The following is a 21976-nucleotide window of genomic DNA, read 5'->3' as shown; positions in this document are numbered from 1 at the left end:
TATGACAGAAAATGAATTTAAAGCCTTAGGCAAAGGATTATCATCATTAATACCAAACAAATTAGATTTTATAAACAATCAATCTAGTTTAACAGTTAATATACCTATAGATAAAATTATTGCAAATAACTCTCAACCAAGAAAAAGCTTTAATAATGAAGAAATAATAGAATTATCAAATTCAATAAAATTATATGGTATATTACAACCAATTTTAGTTAAAAAAAATTCAGAAGATAATTATCAAATTATTGCTGGAGAAAGAAGATGGAGAGCTGCCAAAATAGTAAACTTAAAATTTATACCTGCAATAATTAAAAATACTATAGATAAACAAAATGTAGAAATTTCATTAATAGAAAATATACAAAGAGAAAATCTAAATCCACTAGAAGAAGCCAATATTTATAAAATATTATTAGATGAAAAAGGCTATACTCAAGAAAATTTAGCTATTAAAATTGGAAAAAGTAGAAGTTATATAGCTAATTTAGTAAGGTTGCTCAATTTACCAGAAAAATTCCAAAAACTAATATATGAAAACAAATTATCAGCTAGTCATGCAAGATTATTATTAAATCATAAAAATCCTGATGATTTAATTAAAATTATTCAAAAATATAATTTAAACGTCCGAGAAACAGAAAAAATTTTAAAAAATAGGAAAAACTTTAAAATTACTAAGAAGGTTAAAGATGCAGAGCTTATCAATTTAGAAAGAAAAATTCAAAAAGCATTAAACCTTAATACAAAAATTAATATAAGTGACAAACAAAATAGTATTGTTATCAAATTTAATAATATGGATGAATTCGATTATTTAGTAACATTACTTTGCCAAAATAAATTAACAATTTGAATTAAGTTATGGAAAAAATTCCCGTTAAAAAATTTAGTGAATCTACTATAATTGATATTGCCAATCAATCAAATTCAAAATCATTATCAATTATGGATATGTTATTACAAGCAGATTTCTTCGTACAAATAATAATGTTGATATTAGTGCTAATGTCAATTTACTCTTGGTCAATAGCAATTGAAAAATTCACATTATTAAAATCTGTTATTAAAGAATTTAAAATATTTAATAAATTACTTTTAGACAGTAATTTTTCAATTAATCATATAGAAGAAAAACATTTTTCAAAAATAAAAAAGTTAAACATATTCGGAGAAATAATTATCATAATTTATAATAAAATATGTTCAGCTAAGCAAAAAAATAATGTAGTTAATAAAGATGCCCTTTTAAACGATATTGAGCTAAGAATATTTGAAATTAATAATAAAATTGAAAATAAGCTTTATGTTTTAGGAAGTATATCAAGCTCTGCACCTTTTATAGGCTTATTAGGTACAGTATGGGGTATTATGAATAGCTTTCAATCTATTGCTTTTGTCAAAAACGCAAGCATATCTGCTGTAGCACCAGGCATTGCTGAAGCATTATTAGCTACAGCAATGGGCTTAATTGTAGCAATACCTGCATTAGTATTTAATAATAAATTTTATAATAATTTAGATAAATTAAATACTGAATTTCGTCATTCTTTCATAAAACTCATCAATAATATTGATATATAATAAATATGTGTATTTTATGCAAAAGTATTTTTTAAATCATATATCTCGTAAATATAAAAATAAAATAAAATCAGAAATCAATGTTACTCCATTTGTAGATGTTATGCTCGTATTACTGATAATTTTTATGTTAACTTCTCATATTATTAAAAATGGAATAGATGTAGATTTACCAAATTCTCAAGAAAGTTTTACCCCAAAATCAAATCATCTAAATATTACAATAGATAAGCACTCAAATATCTATATACAAGAAATGATGGTTAAAAAAAGTGAATTAGTCAAAAAAGTGCAATCTATAATAAATGAAGAACCTAATGTTAATGTTATGATTTATGGTGATAAAGATGTTAATTATGGAAATATACTTGGTGTTTTTAGCATCTTAAAACAAGCTTCCATTGATAATGTAACTTTAGTAACCGAAGAACACGATTAATTAATGTATAAAAATTTTTTTTTATCCTTATTTCTTCATTCAATTATTATTTTTATATTGATAAGTAACTTAAGTTTTTGGCAAAAAGATAAAAAAATAACTTATAAAAAATTTTCTGTTAAAATTAGTTCTAAAATTTCAAATAAACCAAAGAAAAATCAACAAAATAAAGAAATCTTAAAAAATAAAGCTACTAAAATTACTGAAGATATAAAAAAGAAAATCATTATAAAAGATAATGAAAAGAAAGAGGCTTCTAAACCCTCTGTTCAAAGTTTAACAAAACCTAAAAATGAAATAAATATAAAAGAAAATAATAATAAAGAATCTCCACCTAAAAAAGATCTGCCAATTAAAAATATTGAAAAACCTATTAAAAAACCAAAGAAAGTTAAATCAAAACCCATTAAAGATGCAAAAAAGTCAGTACCTAAAAATATTAAAAAATCTACTCAAAAAAATAGAAAAAATGATATTTTCAAAGAAGATATTTTTTCAAAATTAACTACATCTAACAAAAACTTTGAAATAAGTGATGTTCCTGCTGATTTAAGTAAAGAAGAACAATTAATAATTAAAGAACAAATTAGTGAACATTGGATAAAAACACCTTGTACGGCAGAAATGAAAATTACCATTACTTTATGGATTGATTATAATTGTAATATTACACATAGAGAACCTATTAATATTAACTCTGGCTCCCAATATAAAGTATGCTTAGAAAGTTGTTTAAACGCAACTCATAAGAGCTCTCCATTAAATTTAGATCCTGAAAGCTGTAAAAAATATGCAAATAAAGCTATAACTATTAATTTTACACCTTAATCTTAATAATTTTCACTCTACTTTGGTTTATTTTATTATCACTATGATATAATTATTTGTTTTCATTGAAATTTTTAAGTGATACAATTTAAATGCTAATATAGCTATAGTAATAAAGTCTACTTATAATAGATGTATTGGACTCGGGGGCGGTACCCGACGTCTCCACCAAATTTAATTATAAGCTAAATGGGGACGAAATTAGCTTCGACAAGCATTCAAAGAAGTAGTTTTACTCAGGGTGATTCCTGTAAATGATCATATTATAATTGCAAACAAAAAGTTTGTACCTGCTAACAATAATAATGCTTTCGCACTAGCTGCATAGGCCTTATTTTCAATTAGCGCGGTTTGGGATTACCGGGCAACAGAAAATCCCAACAAATATATTACCTTTTAAATTATGTACGATGAAAACAATATTTTTGCTAAGATTTTAAGAAGTGAAATACCATGCAATAAAATTTATGAAGACAATTACACTTTAATCTTTCATGACATAAAACCCTCAGCACCTGTTCACTTACTTGCTATTCCAAAAGGAAAATTTAAATCTTTCAATGATTTTATTTTAAATGCACCTCAAGAACATATTACATCATATTTTAAATCAATACAAAATATAACTAATAATCAGAAAATCGTTGATTCAGGCTATAGATTAATAACAAATCATGGAAATCACGGAATGCAAACTGTAGAACATTTTCATGTACATATACTCGGTGGTAAATTATTAGGACCAATAATATCAGGTGATAAATTTCATACATAATAATGAAACTCCATTATCATATAAAAAGGATTCTATATTTAATTGAAGCATTTATAGTCTATTTTTTTTATTATATTTTTAGAATATTAAAAATAGAATTAGCATCTAAAGTAGCTGGCAATTTAGTAATATTATTAAGTAAATTTTTTAAAGAAAATACTCTGGCAAAACAAAACATTAAAATGTGCCTGCCTGATACAACTTTAAATTGTAGAGAGAGAATCATAAAGAATACTTGGAAACATTTTGGATCTATAATTGGAGAGCTACCTCATTGGAACTCAATGAATAAGACTGTATTTTTTAGCAGAGTTAGTATAATTAATAAAAAATATTTCCCTAGATCAAAAGCAATAATAGTGTCAGGACACATAGGTAATTGGGAACTTATAGGAAGAATAGCAAAGGAATATGATACAAAGCTTAACCTTGTATATAGACCATCTAATAACCCTTACATAAATAAATTAATAAACAAAATACGTAGTGAAAATAATATAAATTTGATTCCAAAAGGTATATTTGGCGTTAAAATGATTCTGAAAGCAATTAATAATAATGAAATTGTGGGAATAATGATTGATCAAAAAATTAGTGATGGGATTAATGTTAAATTTTTTAATAAAAATGCTATGACTACTGCACTTCCGGCTAATATAGCATTAAAGTACAATATACCTATAATTGCAGCATATATAGTAAAAGTAGGAGAAGTTAAATATAAAGCTACGTTTTGTAAACCATTAGACATTAACACCTCAGACACAAAACATACTATAATGAGAAAAATTAATCAAATACTAGAAAAGTGGATTAAGCAACACCCTGAACAATGGTTTTGGTTTCACAACAGGTGGAAAAAATAAAAAATACTTGTTTTAAAAAATTTTTAGTTTACAACTTATAGTATATATAAATAATTTATTTACTAAATATGGATACTATAAATAAATTTAAATATAACGATTTAAAACGAAAGGCTCAAATTTATCATTGTAACATTTTTCTATTTATTTCAGAATTCGAAGATGAAAACATATTTAATTTTATAATAAAAGAATTTGGAGATAATTTTCTTTTAAAAAATTTTGGAGGAAATATTAATGGTAAAGATCTATATGGAAGAGCACCCATCCATTATTTAGTAAAAGCATTTAATTTAATGAAATTTTGGATATACAATTATAAACCAGATATTAATGTAAAATCAGTAGAAGGATCAAATGCTGCATTTGGATAAGCTGAAATAGGAAATAATATAGTATTAAAATTTCTAATAAAACATAAGTGCGACCTACATTTAAAAAATAAATTAGGGCAAAATATTATAAGAAGAGTAGTTGATTTTCATTATCCATCTTTAGGCAAAAACTTATTAAATACTATAAAAATACTTCTTGATAATAACGTCAATCCCTTTGAAAAGGATATATATAATAAGTCAGCTTATGACATATCTTTAGAAGATAAAAAATTAGATATAATTGACTTATTAAATAAACAAACTAGTAATATTATAAAAATATAACGTACAATTACTATTAATATTATTGAACAATTAAATCAATTATATTATTTATAAACATAATAAAATTATTTAAAGAGCTTACTATATACGATATATCAATAATTGGAGCAGGTCCAGTAGGAGTATTTTCTATTTTTCAAGCAGGTATGCTTGGCTTGAAGACGTGTATTATAGATTCATTAAATTTTATGGGTGGCCAATGTAGTGCTTTATATCCTGAAAAACCTATATATGATATAGCTGGATTTAGTTCTATAACTGCAAAAAATTTAATAGATAATCTTTCTAAACAAGCAAATGTGTTTAATTCAAAAAAATATTTAAATCAAACATGTACTGACATTATTAATGAAGATAACTATTGGAAAATTAAAACAGAAAAAAATATTATTAAAACTAAATCAATTATTATAGCAGCTGGTGCTGGAACATTCGAAGTTAGAAAACCTCCTTTAAATAATATTGAATCTTTCGAAAACAAAAGTGTTTTTTATCATATAAGTAATACAAATATATATAAAGATAAAATTGTTACTATCGCAGGAGGTGGAGATTCAGCATTAGATTGGGCAGTAATATTAGCAAAAAATTTTGCAAAAAAGGTTTATATAATACACAGAAGAAATAATTTTAGAGCATCTCCTAAAACAGTTGAGGAAATAGAAAATTTATCTAAAAATGGTAATCTTGAACTTGTTACACCATATCAATTACATAAAATAACAGGTAAAAATGGTTTTTTAGAAAGTATTGAAGTAATAAATTTAGATGGTAATATAAAAACTATTAAATCAGATTATTTACTTCCCTTTTTTGGTATGTCTATGAATATAGGACCTCTTAATAATTGGAATTTAAACATTAAAAATAATCATATTGAAGTTAATCCTGCAACTATGGAAACAAATTTAAAAGGAATTTATACTGTTGGTGATATTTGTAATTATCCTGGAAAATTAAAACTAATTCTTACTGGATTTGCTGAATCAGCTAGAGCTTGTCATAGCATTTATAGTTATATAAATCCAAATAAAGCTTTACATTTTGAGCATTCTACTACAAAAGGTATACCAAAAAATAAATGACTAATATAATTGATGGTAAATTGCTTGCCGAAAACATACTTAAGTTAGTTAAAAATAAAGTTAATGAAAAATTTAATCAAACTAATCTTATACCAAAAATTGCAACTGTTTTAGTTGGAGACAACCCTGCTAGCGAAATTTATGTAAAAGCCAAACTAAAAGCCGCAAAAAAAGTTGGAATAAATACAAAATTAATAAATATATATAAAGAAATAACTAATGAGGAATTACATAATCTAATTATTTCCTTAAACAATGATATTAGTATTACAGGCATATTAGTACAATTACCCTTATGCAATAATTTAAATGAATATATTGTATTTAAATCTATTGATTATAAAAAAGATGTTGATAGTTTTGGAATTTTAAATACAGGATTATTAAATCATTGGAAATCAGAAATTATGCCTTGTACACCTCAAGGTATATTATATATTTTAAAGAAATATATTAAAGATCTATCTGGTAAGAAAGCAGTAATAATAGGTAGATCTATAATTGTAGGACGTCCTATGTCATCTATATTAATTAAAGAAAACTGTACTGTCACAGTCACTCATTCAAAAACCAAAAACATTAAAAACGAATGTAAAAATGCAGATATACTAATATCTGCAGCTGGTGTACCCAATTTGGTAAAAGAAAGTTGGGTAAAAGATAATGCATTTGTAGTAGATGTGGGAATTAATAGAGTAAATAATAAACTTATAGGAGATGTAGATTTTGATAATGTTAAAAACAAGGCATCATTTATAACTCCAGTTCCTGGTGGAATTGGTCCACTTACTATTGCAAATTTAATGTTAAATACATTAAGATTATTCTATATTCAAAATAATTTAGTTAGAGATGAAATATTTTTTTAATATATTCTTTAAATTTATAAAAAAATTTTTTAGATGCTTTGTGAAATCTATTAAAGATACTGTAGATCATGATGGAATAGAACATGCTGGATATTTATCTTTTTTATTAATGCTATCTATATTTCCGTTTTTGTTCTTTCTTATGGCTATAATTACCTTCATTATACCTATAAATTTATCTGAACAAATTATCAACTCTATAGCTAATAGTACTAATATGACATTTGAATATTTAATTTATTTTTTAAAGCCTACTATTACTGAAATAACAAAAACTCCTCCACATAGTTTATTAACACTTGCAGTTTTTAGTGCAATTTGGACTGCTTCTTCTATATTTGAGGCTATAAGAACTATTTTAAATAAATCTAATAGGATTTTTAAGCCTCCTTCTTATTTATTTAGAAGGTTTATAAGTATAGTAGAATTTATTGTAATTATATTTTTTACCATATTAATTATGTTCTTTTTTGGAATATTTCCTTCTTTAATTTCTGATACTGCTATCAAATTTAATATAACTAATTCTTACTACTATATTTCTTTTGAACAAGAAACTAAATTACTAAGAGATATAATAATACTATGCTACGGATTTTTCTTATTATATTTTCTTTACTATTTTTTACCAAATAAAAAACAAAAATTCTCTAATACTTTACCTGGCATATTTTTAGTTCTAATATTTTGGAATTGGTTTACTCAGATATTCAAGTATTATATATCAACTTTTTCACAGTTAAATGTAATATATGGAAGTATAGTGGGTGTAATTATTGCTTTATTATATTTTTATTTTTGTAGTATTATATTTATATTTGGCGCAGAATTTAATTATAATTACTATAATACTAAAAAATAAAAAATTGTGAATAATAATGTTATTTTAATGTTAATAAATTACTTATAAACTTTTACTAAAGTTATTTAAATAATTTTATTAAATTGTTTATAACTCCTTAATTATCTTAATAGGTTATTTTATGCCATACTTAATAGAAATAAATGTTAGTTAGTGTTAAACTACCTAAACTAACAAACTAATATTATAAATACTAAAAAATAAAATTATATTATTTATGAAAAAGATTTTTATAGAAGAAGTACATAATAAATTAAATAAATCAATACCTATATGGTTTATGAGACAAGCAGGTAGGTATTTAAAAGAATATAGGAATGTAAAAAATAAACATAATTATTTTTTAGATATGTGTTTGAATAGTGACTCTATGAAAGAGGTTACTATACAACCTTTAAAAAGATTCAATATAGATGCGGCAATAATTTTCTCAGATATTCTTATAGTTCCTTATGCTATGGGATTAAGTTTGGAATTTATAAAAAAATCGGGACCTGTTTTTTTAGAACAAGATACTAATAAAAGAATTAACAAATTAGAGGAAATAAAAAGAGATATAAGTATATATAATAAAGTTTATGAAGGAATAAATAAAGTAAATAAAGAGATAAATAAAAATTATAAGGATAAAGCAATAATAGGATTTGCAGGATCTCCTTTTACTGTAGCTAGTTACATAATACAAGGAAAGGGATCAAAAGATTTTAATGACGTAAAAAAATATTATTTTAATAATAAGGAAAGGTTTTTAAATATAATTAATATAATAAAGATAGAAACTATTAATTATTTAAAAGGACAGATAGATAGTGGAGTAGAGGTTATAAAGTTATTTGATTCTTGGGCGGGAATATTAGCAGAAGAAGAATTTGATGATTTAGTTATAAAACCAACAATAGATATAGTTAATGAAATAAGAAAATATAAAAGAGAAATAATAGTGAATACTTTTCCAAGAGGTGCAGGAGTTAAGTATAAGAAATTTATAGATAAGGTAAATCCTGATATAATAGCAATAGATCATACAATTCCTATGGAGTGGGCAAGAGAAGAATTACAAAAATATGCAGTAATACAAGGAAATTTAGATAATGTAATACTTTGTAGTGAAACAAATGAATTAAAAAATAAAGTGATTAAAATTTTAGATACTTTTTCTAAAGGGAGATTTATATTTAATTTAGGTCATGGCATGTTACCAGAAGCAAAAGTAGAGAAAGTAGAGGAATTAATAAATATAGTAAAGTCATATGATAGATAAAAAAGAAAACGTTATTAAAGTATTTAGACCACATAATACAGAAGCAGAACAGAATCTATTAGGGTTATTATTAAATAATAACGAAAACATGAATAAAATAGGAGATATTATTAAGAAGGAACACTTTTATTTACCATTACATTCTAAAATATATGAAGGAATAAATATATTAATGAATAAAGGACTAGTGTCAGATCCAATAACATTAAAAAATTATTTCTTAAAAGAAGAAATATTTAAAGAAGCACAAATAAATAGTTATGATTATCTATTAAAATTAGTGGAATCAGCTCAATTAAATACAGATATAAAAACATTAGCAAAAAATATATATGATACATATTTAAGGAGGAAGATAATAGATTTAGGTGAAGATTATATAATAAAAGCAAAGGAGGAAAAAGTAGATGAAGAAGCAGGAAATTTAATTGAAAATCTGGAACATGAATTGTACACTTTAGCAAGTAGTGGAAATTATGATAATAAAATTTACAGCATAAAAGAATCAGTAAAAGGTGCATTAGAAAGAATAGAAAAATCTTTGAAGAGCAATAAGGAAATAAGTGGATGTGATACAGGTTATATAGAATTAAATAAATATACAGGAGGACTTCAGAATTCAGATCTTATAATAATAGCAGGAAGACCTTCTATGGGAAAGACAGCTCTAGCTGTAAATATTACGTTAAGAGCAGCAAAAACATTCTTAAAAGAGTATAAAGAAGGTAAAAGCAAAGTTAAAAAATCTATAAGTTTTTTTTCTTTAGAAATGTCAGCTGAACAATTAGCATCTAGAATACTTGCAATGGAAACAAAAATAGATGGCTCAAAAATTAGAGTAGGAAAAGTAAATAAACAAGAATTTAAAAATCTCTCAGAACAAATTTCTAATTTGGAGGAAATACCAATAATTATAGATGATACACCAGCACTAACAATATCTGCAATTAGGACAAAGGCAAGAAGGATGAAAAGACAGCATAATATAGGAATGATAGTAATTGATTATTTGCAACTAATAAGTAGTACAAGTAGAAATAAAGAAAATAGGGTGCAAGAAATAGCAGAAATATCTCAAGGATTGAAAGCAATTGCTAAGGAATTAGATATTCCAGTTATAACTGCATCTCAGTTATCTAGAGCTGTTGAATCAAGAGAGGATAAAAGGCCGCTTTTATCTGATTTAAGAGAAAGTGGAAACATAGAACAAGACGCTGATATAGTAATGTTTATTTATAGAGAGGAATATTATTTAAGTAGAAAAATTCCTGCAACAGACGAAAAAAAATTACTAGAGTGGCAAGAAAAAATGGAAAAAGTAGAAAATATAGCGCAAATTATTATTGCAAAACAAAGAAATGGGCCTGTTGGTAATTTTAGCTTAAGGTATGATAATAAAACAACAGCATTTGATAATTTAGGGAACTAATTAAACTACTTAAATTTATCAATATTAATAAAAATTGATTCAAGGCATTTAATAGCATATTCTTCAGAATAATTTTTAACTACATGTAATCTTGCATTATTAGATAGATTTTCCCTATATTTTTCATCACATAAAAGTTTTTCTAATCCATAAGAAAACTTTAGTGCGTCACCAATATTTGTTAATAAGCCAATATTTTCATTCTCAATTATTTCATTTGGACCGCCACATTTTGTAGATATAACAGGCACTCCATAAGACATTGACTCAATTATACTTACATTAAAACTCTCTGTATTTGAAGTTACTGCAAAAATATCAATACCTGAAAAAAATTCTTTTTTATTTTTAATCCAGCCTTTTAATTTAACTTCTTTAGTTAGACCATATAGTAAAATATGAAAAAAAATATTTATTCTTTGACGTCCTCCACCTGCAATAATTAAGTTAAATTTTATACCTCTTCTTTTTAATAAATATGCAGCTTTAATCAGCATTGGAATATTTTTTTTTCTTCTAAATACGCACATTGTACCAATTAGAGGTATAATATTATTTTTCTTTTTAGTATTACTTGATATAGGAATAAAATTATATAAAAGTTCAATTCTACTTTTAGGTAAATAAACTTTTAGATAGTTGGATACAGTTTTAGATACAGCAATAATTGTATCAGCATTTTTGATATAATACATAAATTTTTTTGATATAAAACCATGTGCAATACCAATAATTTTTGAGGGAATTTGACTTATTTTACTAAAATATACATCTATACTTTTATGGCAAATTATTATATCAGGTTTATGTTTATTATATATTTTTTTATACTCTGAAATGGCAATGTTTCTAAAAAAAGGTAAGTCAATTCTAAAGTACTTTATAAATATAATTTTATTAATAAGGTGTGGAAATCCTTCAATTAGTTTTTTGTGAGTTGCAGAATTTTTTCTAACAAGCAAAGTTAAGTCACATCCCATTTTTTCAATGATATTGATATAATTTAAAAACACTTGTTTTGTACCACCAAATCCCATACCAGAGACTGACATTAAAACCTTAGTTTTGTTTTTAAATTCTGATTTATAAACTTTCACTTAATTTTTAATAATAAATATTAGCATTTTTCACATTTTTTAACTTGTTCAAAGTCACTAAAGTGTATTTTTTTCTTTCCTATAATTTGGTAATCTTCATGCCCTTTACCAGCTATAAGTAAAATATCATTCTTTTTAAGATTGCCTATTGCATATTTTATGGCCTTTTCTCTACCATCAATTTCTTTTGCTTTTGGACATGCTTTTAAAATTTGCTTTCTTATCAAACTAGGATCTTCTTCTCTAGGATTATCATCTGTAATAATAACATAGTCTGCCAATTTTTTTGCAATACTTCCCATTAAAAATCTCTTACTAGTATCTCGTTGCCCACCACAACCAAATAGCACATGAAGTTTACCTGTAAATATACTTCTTAAAGTTTGTAGGACTGTTTTAAGTGAATCAGGTGTATGTGCGTAATCAACATAAATTTGAGAACCACTATAATTACTGACTAATTCTAACCTACCTCTTGCAGGTTTAATATTACTTATATTATGAATAATTTTATCAATGGGTAAATTACATGCTATAGCAAGCCCTACTGCACATAAAATATTATATAACTGGAAAGTTCCTTTAATTTTTGTCTCAAGAAAATATCTTTCTCCAAAAATTTTAACTTCCCAACGGCCATCTTTACTTGATAATATTTCTAAATCTCTAGCTTTTTTACCATACTCAATAACTTTGATATTTCTTTGCTTACAAACTTTATGAATTGTATCAAATTCATTTATATCTGCATTTAAAACAGCATATTTACCTTCTTGAAGAATTTCATTAAAAATTCTGAGTTTAGCATTAAAATATGCTTCTAAAGTAAAATGATAATCAAGATGATCTTGCGAAAAATTAGTAAAACCAACAGCTTTAAAAGCAATATTATCCAACCTATGTTGAATTATTCCATGACTAGATGCTTCTATTGCAACATGAGTAATATTATTATTGTATAGTTCTTTTAATAGCTTATGTAATTGAATATGCATTGGAGATGTAAGGCTAAGATTTTCTTTAAATTTATATTCTTTATTAGAATTAATAAGCCCTAATGTACCTATAGAAGCACTTTTAAATTTTAATAAATCACAAATCTGTTGATAGAAATTCACTACAGAAGTTTTTCCATTTGTACCAGTTACAGCTACTATATCTTCTGGTTTTTCTCTGTAAAAAATTGATAAAAGCTTACTTAAATACTTTCTGGGATTATCTACTTGCAAAATTTTTACATCATTATTATTTAATTTTTTTGTATATTTTTTATCAGTTATAACAAATTTTGCTCCATTCTTAATGGCATCATTAATAAATTTTGCTCCATGGGTTTTTTCACCATTTAAAGCAAAAAATACATAATCCTTTTTTATATTAATAGAGTTATCTTCAATACCTTTAATTGATTTTGCAATTTCCTGAAAATTCATCAATTAATTAAAAACCTCATCTTCCATCTTATCACTAGTGTCTTCAGTATGTGTTTTTTTATCATCAGTTAAAACCTTTTGAGGTTGTGCATTATTATTACTAGCCTGAGCATCAACATTTTTTTGTTCACCTTTATCTTTATTACTTGCAAAACCAGCTCTTAACTTTTCCATATCAAATGGCTCCTGTTGAGGTATTGGTATTGGAGGTAATAGTCTTTTTTTAAAAAAGCTATCCTGGTAATATTTAATCTTATTAGATTTTATTGGTGGACTAGACTCAATCAATAAGATTTGCTCATCACGCGGTAAATTAATAACTTCTTGTGGAAGTAGCAATGCTCTTTGAGTTTTAGAAACACTAAGGGATCTCGAAGCAGGATTAAAATCCAAAAATTTAGGTTTATTCTGAGACACTTGCTCAACTGTTTTATTACCACATAATTGAGATATTAAATTTGCAGTCTCATAATTGTTTGCAGCAAAAGTAATCCTATAAGTTGAATTTGATAAAAATGAGTTCATGCCATGCTCTTCATATATTCCCTTAAGCTGCTGAGTATCCTGAATAATTAAGAATAATCTTACATGATAACCACGAAAATAAGCAATACCAGTCATAAATTGCTCCATTTTACCAAGTGTAGGAAACTCATCCATCATAAACATAACACCATATGGCTCATTGTCACTAGGTAACTTTCTTGATAAGAACTCAGTTGCTTGCTGATAAAATACTTGCATGAGTGGCTGTAGTCTTTTTAAGTTATCTGGAGTTAATCCAACATAAACCGTTGTAAGCTTTTTCTTAAATTCTAATACGTTAAAGTCACTAGAAGCTGTTGCAGTATCAATCAATGGGTTTGACCAAAGCTCTAAATTAGAGTTCATAGTTGAAATTACACCAGATCTCTCTTTATCAGCTTTTTGAAGAAATGCCGCAATATTCATATATGCAACTGGATGTATTTCATTTCCCATAGTGTCAAGAACCACAGCTAAATTATATACTACATCATCACTTCTCATGGTTCTCACAACTTCCCCAAATGATTTGATCTTATTTTTATCAGCTATTAAATATAAAACTACACCAACAAATAAGGAACGAGTCTCATTATTCCAAAATTCTTTCTCTGGCATTATAAGGCTAGCAATTTTTTGGACATCATCTACCATTTGCCCTGGCTTACTACTAACCCAATCAATAGGATTATAACAGTGAGTATTACCATCAGGATCAGCAGGACTCCACACAAAAACTTCTTGTCCCTTTTTTGACCTCCAACCAGATGTTAGCTCATAGTTTTCCAATTTTATATCATGAACAACAACAGAATTTTCCCAATAAAGCAAATTAGGTATTACAAAACCTACACCTTTACCAGAACCTGTTGGAGCAAAAAGCAATGTATGTTGATAGCCATCTGCAACTAAATAACCTTTTTTATCTTCTCCAAGCAGCATTCCTTTTTTAACTCTAAGATTAGCCTTTTTTATATCTTCTTCTGTAGCCCACCTTGCATCACCATGTACAGATTCCTTTTTCCTGTATGGTCTTAATTCATAAATTGCTGATTTATACTTCCATGTTAAAAAACCTATTATGAACATTGGAATTAATATTGAACCAGTAATTTTAGCAATAAGGTAATCATCATATTCTAAGTTAATAGCCTGGAAATTGTTGATCCAAAATATTATTAAACCATATAATGCATTGAAAGGTTGAGTTGACAAAGCAAAGTCTAGACTTAATTGTTTATATACTGCATAAGTTACAATAAGAGATGAAAAATATAAGCTAAGAATAAATAAAAATAAGCCCAGTAAAGTTGCTAAAACGAAGTTTCTGAAAGCATTGCTAAAATCATTCATTGTAAGTATTCACTTTCAAATATATTATTTAATAAAAACATATAACAAATTTATTTGAATACCAAGTTCTTATAAAATTTTCATTGCTAAAAATAAAATTTTAGTTCCAATTTTGAAATAATAATTAATAATAAAGTATAATCTATTTTTTAATATGGTCAAAATAAAACAAAAACTACTTATCTTAGTTATTATCTTATTTATATTAGCTAATAATAATTTATCCTATGCAGATGAATCATTAAATGTTACCAATTCACAGAAAAATTTTAAATACAAAATTTTAAGTATTGATAGTGGAGGGATTAATGGAGTTGTATCTCTAGAAATATTATGTGCATTAGAAAAACAATTGAGCAAACCAATTAGCGAAGTTTTTGATTATTTTGTTGGAAGTTCTGCAGGAGGCATAATAGCTTCATTATTGAATTTAAAAGATGATAATGGTAATCCAATTTATAACGTGACAGAAGTTGCAAAAATTTATAAAAAATACATGAATATAATTTTTGATAGAAATTGGTATTCATTTGGAATTTTTTCTCCAATTTATGATAGAAAAATTATGGATAAAATATTTTTAGAGGAATTTAAAAATAATACTTTAACTAATACTTTAAAGCCAATAACACTTCTTTCATTCAGCTTAAATACTGGCAAACCAAATATTTGGTCTACCTTTAAAGCACAAAAAGATCCAAATTTAGATTACTATTTAAGAGATGCAGTTGGTGCTACAGCTTCTGCTCCAATATTTTTTGCTCCAAAGATTACTGTTAAAAAAGATGGTTCTATAATGCATGATATAGATGGAGGAATTTTTGATGCAAACCCTTTAATGACAGGTATAGCAGAACTTATAGAAATAAAGCCACATTTAAAGAAAGATGATATTTTAATTATAAGTATAGGGCCAGGGCGTATGAATTTAGATGATTCAGAAAAAATAAACAATATGTTAAATTATGGTTTTACTGGATGGGTGATATCAAAGCCAAATATTGTAGACTTAATCATACATGCAGATGCAATTTCAGATGCTATACAAGGGCAAAAACTATTTCCTAACTATTTTAGATTAGACCCACTTATACCAAAAAACTTAAGTTCTGTAGATGATACAAATCCAAACACAATTAATAAGTTATCTATTATTGCTAAAAAATATACACATAACAGTAGTGATTTTAAAAAAGCAATAGAAGCGTTGAAACACTAAAATCCTATGATGGTATTAGTGATATTACTCGTTAAAATCCTGTGATATTGGAACTGTTCCAAATGCGATCTTAGTTCCAGTATGATATTTTTTACTATCAATAGGCAACACGCCTATACATACTGTATCTTTACCATATTTTGCGTTTAGCTTATCTATAATTTTAGAAATTCTTTCTCTTTTTTTCTTTTTATAAATATGACAATCATTATTTTCATCAAATAAGCATCCTTGTCTTGATTTATAATTTTTTATATCAATATTAGTTAATGTTATTGATACCTTCTTTATTACATTAATTTTGTTTTGATTTACTAATTCATTCCAATTACCAAGCATTTTATTTGATAGAGATATGCTATCAGATAAATTTGTAAATTTAATTCTACTTTTATAACGTTTGTTATCTGTTGTATTTATACTTATGATTATTGCTTTACAAGAGTAGTTTAACCTTCTTAATCTACTTGCTGCTTTTAGCAATAACCTATGAGCTATTATTCTTGCAGAATTAGCATTTCTCAAATTTGGATGAAGAACTTGGCTATTACTAATAGATTTGCTTTTTGTCTCAATATCAGGTAATTCTATTCCTCTTAGCATATACCAATACCTCTCGCCTAAAATGCTACCGAAAGCTCTTCTAAGGGATGATGAATCAAGCTTATATAGCTCTTCTACTGTAGAAATACCATTATACAATAATTTTGCATGTATATTTTTTCCTATTCCTGGTAAATCTCTTAGAGATAAGGAGCATAAGGTTTGTAGTATATCAGTACTTTTGAGTACTATCAAACCATCTGGTTTTTGTATATCAGTTGCTATTTTTGCAATGAATCTATTTGGAGCAATTCCAATTGAACATTTTATGTATTCACCTACATTTTTAATAATCCCATGCTTAATATTTTTTGCAAGTTTAACTGCTTCTTGTTCACCATTATATTTTCCAGTAATTTTGCAAGCACATTCATCTATAGATAACACATAATCTATATAAATATGCTTATCTATTTCTTGTAATATTTTATTGTGGTATTCCATATATAGTTGGTGTTTAGCAGGAATGCATATTAAATTTGGAATTAGTTTTTTTGCCTTTCTAATAATAGTTCCTGTTGTAACTCCCTTTAATTTAGCTTCATAGCTAGCTGCTATAGCACATGTTGTATCAGTATCACATGGCACTACCGCAACTGGTTTATTTCTGTAAGATGGGTTGATTTGCTGCTCTATAGTGGCAAAATAACTATTTAAATCTAGATATAACCAATTTAATGAACTTTGTTGCATAAATACTATAGCTAGCTGTTTTCGTATTTTTTAGGCAATACTAATTGTTTTAGGCATTCCTAAATCTTAAAATCAATAATGACAATTTTGCTTCGTTTTTTTGACTTAAAAAATGTTGTGCTTTAAATTTTAATACAATACCAAATTATTTTTCCGTTGTATACTTTATAGTTATCGTTGTTAGCAAGCAGTCTTTTTTTAATCATATGCCTCTATTCCTGTAATGGTCTTGGCAGTACTTATGAAGGATTTGAAGACAAGTATAGGTCTGTTTGTTTCTTTATAAATTTGTGATTACCTTATATCATGCTGTTGAGATATTTGTTTTGACTTTGTTGCACAAATTATATGACAGACTCCAAGTCAAATATCTTTTATTAATTTTTAACCTCTTTTGCTGTTTGCAATAGACCATAATATAATATATTTTAAACTCTCTCATATATATCTTCATACCTATGTATATCACTTTCTATCAATTTTTCACCAATTTGAATTTCTATAATTTCTAAAATTTCATCATGACAATTTTCTAATCTATGCTTAGCTTTAACAGGTATAAAAGTAGATTGATGCTTAGTTAATTGAAAAACTTTTTCATCTATTGTAACAGTTGCGATACCTTTTATAACAGTCCACTGTTCGGATCTAAAGTCATGACTTTGCAAAGATAATTTGCCCCCTTGATTTACAATTATTTTTTTGATTTTATATCCTCTTGAAATTACTAGATTCTCATAATATCCCCATGGTCTATATTCTATATTACCCTCTATTAAATCATTATGTCCTTCAATTTCTAAAAGAGAATATACCTTTCGAATTTTAGCAACATCATTTTTATGAAAAGCAATAACTGTATCTTTTGTTGAAATAATCTTTGCATCTTTTAGGCTTATTACCGCGGTAAATAATTTTTCTGAATTTATGTAGCAATTTTTGCTATCAATAAATATTCCATTACCTTTTACACTATTGTTATTAGCATCTTTATGAATTAAGTTATCAAATGAGTAAAATGATCCAATATCTGCCCAATCAAATGTTGCTTGAAAAGCTGCTAATTTTTCACTCTTTTCTAATAATGCGTAGTCAATAGAAATGCTTTTACAATTACTATAATTACTTTTTTCAAGTTCTATTACATTATGGTTTACTTTGGCATTATCAAGAGATTCTTTGACATATTTTAACAAATCTATTTCATACAAATTTATCTCATCAATTAAAGTTTTAGGAGAAGTTAATAAAATTCCTGTATTCAAAAGATATTCTTCTGAAGTAATTGCTTCTGAAGCAATATTTTCTGGTTTTTCAACAAATTTTGATACTTTCATTAAGTTGGAATTTTCTATTACCTGGCCTTTTTGTAAATAGCCAAACGATGGATTGCACTTGTTAAACTTAATACCAAATGTAACTATAAAATCATTCCCTTTCTCAACAGCAGCAACTACATTATTTATAAAACGATCTTCATTTTTTATCATATGATCTATAGGCAATATAAGGATTTTACTATTTTCTTCTTTCAAAAATAAACTTGCTGCAATAATTGGAGCAGCTGTATTCTTAGAAGTTGGCTCTAAAATAATATGATATTTATTTATATTTATTTTTTTTAAGGAATCTTCTATTTGCCATCTATGACTTTGTCCACAAATGATAATAGGGTCATTAAATATATTATTATCACTGACTCTTTTTACTGTATTTTGAAAAAAATTTATTCCATCTTTTATTTCAAGGAATTGTTTTGGATGATTCTTTCTAGAGAGAGGCCATAACCTCGATCCATTGCCTCCTGCTAATATTATAGGAGTAATTTTCATTTAAAACTCAATTTTATAATTTTAAGCTGATTTTTGTAAATGACTATCAAGCATCCATAAGCTTTTTTCGTGCTCTTTTAATGTACTTACCAATAAATCTTCAGTTCCAAAATCATCAGTTTTTTCTATTTCTTTGATACTTTGACGTAATAAATTAATTATATCTTCATAAGATTTACATAAAGATTTTACAGTATCTATAAAATTTAAACTTTCCGATATATTATTAATTTCAGCATCATGCAAATATTTAGAATTAGATACTGGCACTTTATATCCTAAAATCCTTATTCTTTCAGCTGTATCATCTATTATATTTTTAATAGATTCATACTGTTTTTCTAATAGTACATGAATGCTTGCAAAACTGCTTCCTGTAATGTTCCAATGAGCACTAAGAGTGTTAAGGTATAAAACATATTCAGAAGCTAATAATTTTAATAATACATTGTAATTTTTGTTTAGATCTTCTTTATTTATTGAAATATTGTTTCCCATTACTATTTTCTAATGATTAAGTTATTAACTACTTTTTTTACTCCTTCAGTATTCCTTACAATATCATATACTTTGTTATAAGTCTTTTTATCTTTAACAAATCCTGTAATTTGTACAGTATTATTATAAGATTCAATATGAATATCATTTGATCTAATATCCTTTGTAGTAAGAATATTTGACTTAATTTTTGTTGTTAGCACTACATCATCAAGATATTTGCTTGGTAATTGCCCTTTGTTAACAATATCACAAGCTGTTAAGAAAAATACCGATATTAATAATAAACAAAATGATAACTTAAATTTATTATTTATAAATTTTACATTCATAATCTTACCTCAGTAGATTAATTTATAGTGTAAGGGTAATTATTATAATTAAATTTGTAAACCCCTGACTAAAATTTTTTTAATTTATATGTATTTATTTATATGTATTTATTTTGAATAAAAAATATTATAATTCATATTCACAGATCTGTTCTGTATTAATTAACTCTTGAAGTTTAATTATTCTTGCGTATGACTCATCTATTCTTTCTTTTAAAATATCACCGTTTGATATTGCTAGTTCAATAATATTAATAACTTTTTCAGGACTTGTATCCCATAAATCTTTTTCTTCTGAATTAGGGGAAGCAGCAGAGTTTCTAGTAAAAACTAAAATATCATTTCCAGCATTAATTGCATGGCATATTACATCTTTTAATTTATAATGTGCTTTTATTGCACCCATTTCTAAAGCATCAGTGACAACTACACCTTGAAATCCAAGTTTTTCTCTTAATAAGCCTGTAATTATTTCTTTAGACATAGTTGCTGGTAAACCTTCAGGATCTAAATTATAATTTTTAATATGAGCGGTCATTACTGCTATATACGAAGATTCTTTAAATAGTTCCTGATATGGTTTTAATTCAATATTTGGATTTGCTGAATTAGTCATATCAACCAATCCTTGATGAGTATCACCTCTAGCATAACCATGACCTGGAAAATGTTTTAAAGTAGTAACTATTTTATGCTCTTTATGAGCATCTATAAATTGTTTTGAATAATGAATTACTGTTTCTGGGTTATCACTAAAACTTCTTTCATATCCTCCAATTACACTGCAAGTAGGATTAGTATCTACATCAACACAAGGAGCAAAATTGAAATTAATACCATAATTTTTAAGTATTTTTGCCATCTCAAAGTAAGTGCTATAAGCTTCTTCAAGACTATAATTTTTTGCAATTTTTTTTGCTGTATCAAAACTCCTAAACCCATTTTTTGAACTTAACCTTTGAACTTTTCCTCCTTCTTGATCTACAGCTATTAATATTTTTGGGTCTGCTTGTTTGAGAGCGCTGGTTAAAGAAGTTAATTGGTTAGGAGACTCAACATTATAATTAAATAATAACACTCCTCCTAGTCCTAATTTAGTTATATCACTCACTATCTCAACCACACCTTGATCTTCAACATTTGACCCTCTAAAGCCAAACATCAACATCGCAGCTATTTTTTGTTTTAGAGTTAACTCATTATCTTGCACCATAGCATTAAATATTTTATAACTTTGCTATCAATAATGCCATATTTATAATTATTAATCTACGTAGAATCTATATCTACAAATCAGGATGTTCTATATGAGAATTTTAATACTCATCTAAAACTTCTATTAGCGTATCTGCAAGTTCTGTTTTACTATCCTTCATAGCACTAACTATAGGTTTACCTTTAAAATGTGCATCTTCATCAAGTGCTGGAGGATTTAACTTTGCAAATTCTACAATTTTTTCATCTGAAATATCTTCATGTTTAATGAAGTAATACAGTAAGCGCTAAAATAAGGGCATCTAGGCAAGAATAAAAATAAGTGGTAGAACAAAAGCCTAAAAAAATAGAGGCTAATGATGCTATTAGAAAAAAAGAAAAAAAGAATAAGTAATGAAAAATGGAAAGAGCTAGTAGAAGAATATAAAAAAAGTAATGTAAGTAAATATGAATTTTGTAAGCAAAAGAATGTGCCGAGAAGTACATTTTATAAATGGCACAGAATTCTTGTAG

The 21976-nt window shown here is 25.9% G+C and carries 22 protein-coding genes and 1 other RNA gene; 15 read left to right on the top strand and 8 right to left on the bottom strand.

The genetic code is table 11. The features are described 5' to 3' along the window. Position 1 precedes the first annotated feature (1 nt). The 13 genes from EIC27_RS00265 to EIC27_RS00205 all read left to right on the top strand — a co-directional run bounded on the left by EIC27_RS00265 (position 2) and on the right by EIC27_RS00205 (position 10663). Positions 2–859 (top strand): ParB/RepB/Spo0J family partition protein, encoded by an 858-nt coding sequence (locus tag EIC27_RS00265; protein WP_126044167.1) that lies wholly within the window; start codon positions 2–4, stop codon positions 857–859. An 8-nt stretch (positions 860–867) separates the two neighbouring features. Next, on the top strand, positions 868–1587 hold the full coding sequence (locus tag EIC27_RS00260) for a MotA/TolQ/ExbB proton channel family protein (RefSeq protein WP_126044166.1): 720 nt from the start codon (positions 868–870) through the stop codon (positions 1585–1587). Between the two features lie 16 nt (positions 1588–1603). After that, complete coding sequence (locus EIC27_RS00255; RefSeq protein ID WP_126044165.1) at positions 1604–2026, top strand: biopolymer transporter ExbD; 423 nt, start codon at positions 1604–1606, stop codon at positions 2024–2026. A gap of 3 nt (positions 2027–2029) precedes the next feature. After that, positions 2030–2854, top strand: a complete 825-nt coding sequence (locus EIC27_RS00250; protein ID WP_126044164.1) for a hypothetical protein — start codon at positions 2030–2032, stop codon at positions 2852–2854. 55 nt (positions 2855–2909) lie between these two features. Next, positions 2910–3237, top strand: a transfer-messenger RNA (tmRNA) gene (ssrA, locus tag EIC27_RS00245). Positions 3238–3257: 20 nt separating this feature from the next. Beyond that, a complete protein-coding gene (locus EIC27_RS00240) occupies positions 3258–3629 on the top strand; it encodes an HIT domain-containing protein (protein ID WP_126044163.1) in 372 nt (123 codons plus the stop codon). A gap of 2 nt (positions 3630–3631) precedes the next feature. Next, entirely contained in the window at positions 3632–4495 is an 864-nt protein-coding gene (locus tag EIC27_RS00235) for a lysophospholipid acyltransferase family protein (protein ID WP_126044162.1), read from the top strand. A 68-nt stretch (positions 4496–4563) separates the two neighbouring features. Continuing rightward, positions 4564–4869: a hypothetical protein gene (locus EIC27_RS00230; protein ID WP_126044161.1), complete on the top strand. Its 306-nt coding sequence runs from the start codon at positions 4564–4566 to the stop codon at positions 4867–4869. A 371-nt stretch (positions 4870–5240) separates the two neighbouring features. Further along, complete coding sequence (locus EIC27_RS00225) at positions 5241–6242, top strand: NAD(P)/FAD-dependent oxidoreductase (RefSeq protein WP_126044160.1); 1002 nt, start codon at positions 5241–5243, stop codon at positions 6240–6242. Beyond that, positions 6239–7111, top strand: a complete 873-nt coding sequence (locus tag EIC27_RS00220; RefSeq protein ID WP_126044159.1) for a bifunctional 5,10-methylenetetrahydrofolate dehydrogenase/5,10-methenyltetrahydrofolate cyclohydrolase — start codon at positions 6239–6241, stop codon at positions 7109–7111. Before EIC27_RS00225 ends, EIC27_RS00220 begins: the two co-directional genes overlap by 4 nt. A 40-nt stretch (positions 7112–7151) precedes the next feature. Next, positions 7152–7973: a YihY/virulence factor BrkB family protein gene (locus EIC27_RS00215; RefSeq protein ID WP_162298282.1), complete on the top strand. Its 822-nt coding sequence runs from the start codon at positions 7152–7154 to the stop codon at positions 7971–7973. Between the two features lie 217 nt (positions 7974–8190). Next, complete coding sequence (hemE, locus tag EIC27_RS00210) at positions 8191–9234, top strand: uroporphyrinogen decarboxylase (RefSeq protein WP_126044157.1); 1044 nt, start codon at positions 8191–8193, stop codon at positions 9232–9234. After that, a complete protein-coding gene (locus EIC27_RS00205; protein WP_126044156.1) occupies positions 9224–10663 on the top strand; it encodes a replicative DNA helicase in 1440 nt (479 codons plus the stop codon). Before hemE ends, EIC27_RS00205 begins: the two co-directional genes overlap by 11 nt. A gap of 5 nt (positions 10664–10668) precedes the next feature. Here the strand turns inward: EIC27_RS00205 and EIC27_RS00200 are convergent, their stop codons facing one another. The 3 genes from EIC27_RS00200 to EIC27_RS00190 are packed head-to-tail and all read right to left on the bottom strand — an operon-like array spanning position 10669 to position 15071. Next, the gene (locus EIC27_RS00200) at positions 10669–11760 is read right to left on the bottom strand and encodes a glycosyltransferase (protein ID WP_126044155.1); all 1092 of its coding nucleotides are present in this window, start codon (positions 11758–11760) and stop codon (positions 10669–10671) included. A gap of 20 nt (positions 11761–11780) precedes the next feature. After that, positions 11781–13193 carry a UDP-N-acetylmuramoyl-L-alanyl-D-glutamate--2,6-diaminopimelate ligase gene (locus EIC27_RS00195; RefSeq protein ID WP_126044154.1) on the bottom strand — a complete coding sequence of 471 codons (1413 nt, stop codon included), beginning with the start codon at positions 13191–13193 and terminating at the stop codon, positions 11781–11783. A 3-nt stretch (positions 13194–13196) separates the two neighbouring features. Continuing rightward, the gene (locus EIC27_RS00190; RefSeq protein ID WP_126044153.1) at positions 13197–15071 is read right to left on the bottom strand and encodes a type IV secretory system conjugative DNA transfer family protein; all 1875 of its coding nucleotides are present in this window, start codon (positions 15069–15071) and stop codon (positions 13197–13199) included. 154 nt (positions 15072–15225) lie between these two features. Here EIC27_RS00190 and EIC27_RS00185 point away from each other — a divergent pair, with 154 nt between their 5' ends. Further along, positions 15226–16290: a patatin-like phospholipase family protein gene (locus EIC27_RS00185; RefSeq protein ID WP_126044152.1), complete on the top strand. Its 1065-nt coding sequence runs from the start codon at positions 15226–15228 to the stop codon at positions 16288–16290. 24 nt (positions 16291–16314) lie between these two features. Here EIC27_RS00185 and EIC27_RS00180 read toward each other — a convergent pair whose 3' ends face one another. From EIC27_RS00180 to EIC27_RS00160, 5 genes are all read right to left on the bottom strand, one after another. Beyond that, positions 16315–17586: a DNA polymerase Y family protein gene (locus EIC27_RS00180; RefSeq protein WP_126044151.1), complete on the bottom strand. Its 1272-nt coding sequence runs from the start codon at positions 17584–17586 to the stop codon at positions 16315–16317. A 428-nt stretch (positions 17587–18014) separates the two neighbouring features. Continuing rightward, entirely contained in the window at positions 18015–19418 is a 1404-nt protein-coding gene (locus EIC27_RS00175) for a mannose-1-phosphate guanylyltransferase/mannose-6-phosphate isomerase (RefSeq protein WP_126044150.1), read from the bottom strand. A gap of 21 nt (positions 19419–19439) precedes the next feature. Then, positions 19440–19916 (bottom strand): Dps family protein, encoded by a 477-nt coding sequence (locus EIC27_RS00170; protein WP_126044149.1) that lies wholly within the window; start codon positions 19914–19916, stop codon positions 19440–19442. 2 nt (positions 19917–19918) lie between these two features. Then, complete coding sequence (locus tag EIC27_RS00165) at positions 19919–20248, bottom strand: BON domain-containing protein (protein ID WP_126044148.1); 330 nt, start codon at positions 20246–20248, stop codon at positions 19919–19921. 127 nt (positions 20249–20375) lie between these two features. Beyond that, the gene (locus EIC27_RS00160) at positions 20376–21461 is read right to left on the bottom strand and encodes a glycoside hydrolase family 3 protein (RefSeq protein WP_126044147.1); all 1086 of its coding nucleotides are present in this window, start codon (positions 21459–21461) and stop codon (positions 20376–20378) included. Between the two features lie 358 nt (positions 21462–21819). On the opposite strand from EIC27_RS00160, the gene tnpA reads away from it, so the two are divergent. Beyond that, positions 21820–21976 (top strand): IS66 family insertion sequence element accessory protein TnpA (gene tnpA, locus EIC27_RS08015; protein ID WP_410519448.1); only part of this gene is annotated, 157 nt, incomplete at its 3' end.

The organism is Candidatus Aquarickettsia rohweri, assembly GCF_003953955.1.
Lineage (GTDB): Bacteria > Pseudomonadota > Alphaproteobacteria > Rickettsiales > Midichloriaceae > Aquirickettsia > Aquirickettsia rohweri.
This window is presented reverse-complemented; position numbering and strand designations above follow the sequence as displayed.

Bases quoted from the DNA above. Each gene is read 5' to 3' on its own strand.
- EIC27_RS00230 (WP_126044161.1), top strand. From the start codon at position 4,564: ATGGATACTATAAATAAATTTAAATATAACGATTTAAAACGAAAGGCT.
- EIC27_RS00165 (WP_126044148.1), bottom strand. From the start codon at position 20,248: ATGAATGTAAAATTTATAAATAATAAATTTAAGTTATCATTTTGTTTA.
- hemE (WP_126044157.1), top strand. From the start codon at position 8,191: ATGAAAAAGATTTTTATAGAAGAAGTACATAATAAATTAAATAAATCA.
- EIC27_RS00175 (WP_126044150.1), bottom strand. From the start codon at position 19,418: ATGAAAATTACTCCTATAATATTAGCAGGAGGCAATGGATCGAGGTTA.
- EIC27_RS00220 (WP_126044159.1), top strand. From the start codon at position 6,239: ATGACTAATATAATTGATGGTAAATTGCTTGCCGAAAACATACTTAAG.
- EIC27_RS00160 (WP_126044147.1), bottom strand. From the start codon at position 21,461: ATGGTGCAAGATAATGAGTTAACTCTAAAACAAAAAATAGCTGCGATG.
- EIC27_RS00255 (WP_126044165.1), top strand. From the start codon at position 1,604: ATGCAAAAGTATTTTTTAAATCATATATCTCGTAAATATAAAAATAAA.
- EIC27_RS00195 (WP_126044154.1), bottom strand. From the start codon at position 13,193: ATGAATTTTCAGGAAATTGCAAAATCAATTAAAGGTATTGAAGATAAC.
- EIC27_RS00170 (WP_126044149.1), bottom strand. From the start codon at position 19,916: ATGGGAAACAATATTTCAATAAATAAAGAAGATCTAAACAAAAATTAC.
- EIC27_RS00240 (WP_126044163.1), top strand. From the start codon at position 3,258: ATGTACGATGAAAACAATATTTTTGCTAAGATTTTAAGAAGTGAAATA.
- EIC27_RS00235 (WP_126044162.1), top strand. From the start codon at position 3,632: ATGAAACTCCATTATCATATAAAAAGGATTCTATATTTAATTGAAGCA.
- EIC27_RS00260 (WP_126044166.1), top strand. From the start codon at position 868: ATGGAAAAAATTCCCGTTAAAAAATTTAGTGAATCTACTATAATTGAT.
- EIC27_RS00250 (WP_126044164.1), top strand. From the start codon at position 2,030: ATGTATAAAAATTTTTTTTTATCCTTATTTCTTCATTCAATTATTATT.
- EIC27_RS00205 (WP_126044156.1), top strand. From the start codon at position 9,224: ATGATAGATAAAAAAGAAAACGTTATTAAAGTATTTAGACCACATAAT.
- EIC27_RS00185 (WP_126044152.1), top strand. From the start codon at position 15,226: ATGGTCAAAATAAAACAAAAACTACTTATCTTAGTTATTATCTTATTT.
- EIC27_RS00265 (WP_126044167.1), top strand. From the start codon at position 2: ATGACAGAAAATGAATTTAAAGCCTTAGGCAAAGGATTATCATCATTA.
- EIC27_RS00190 (WP_126044153.1), bottom strand. From the start codon at position 15,071: ATGAATGATTTTAGCAATGCTTTCAGAAACTTCGTTTTAGCAACTTTA.
- EIC27_RS00180 (WP_126044151.1), bottom strand. From the start codon at position 17,586: ATGCAACAAAGTTCATTAAATTGGTTATATCTAGATTTAAATAGTTAT.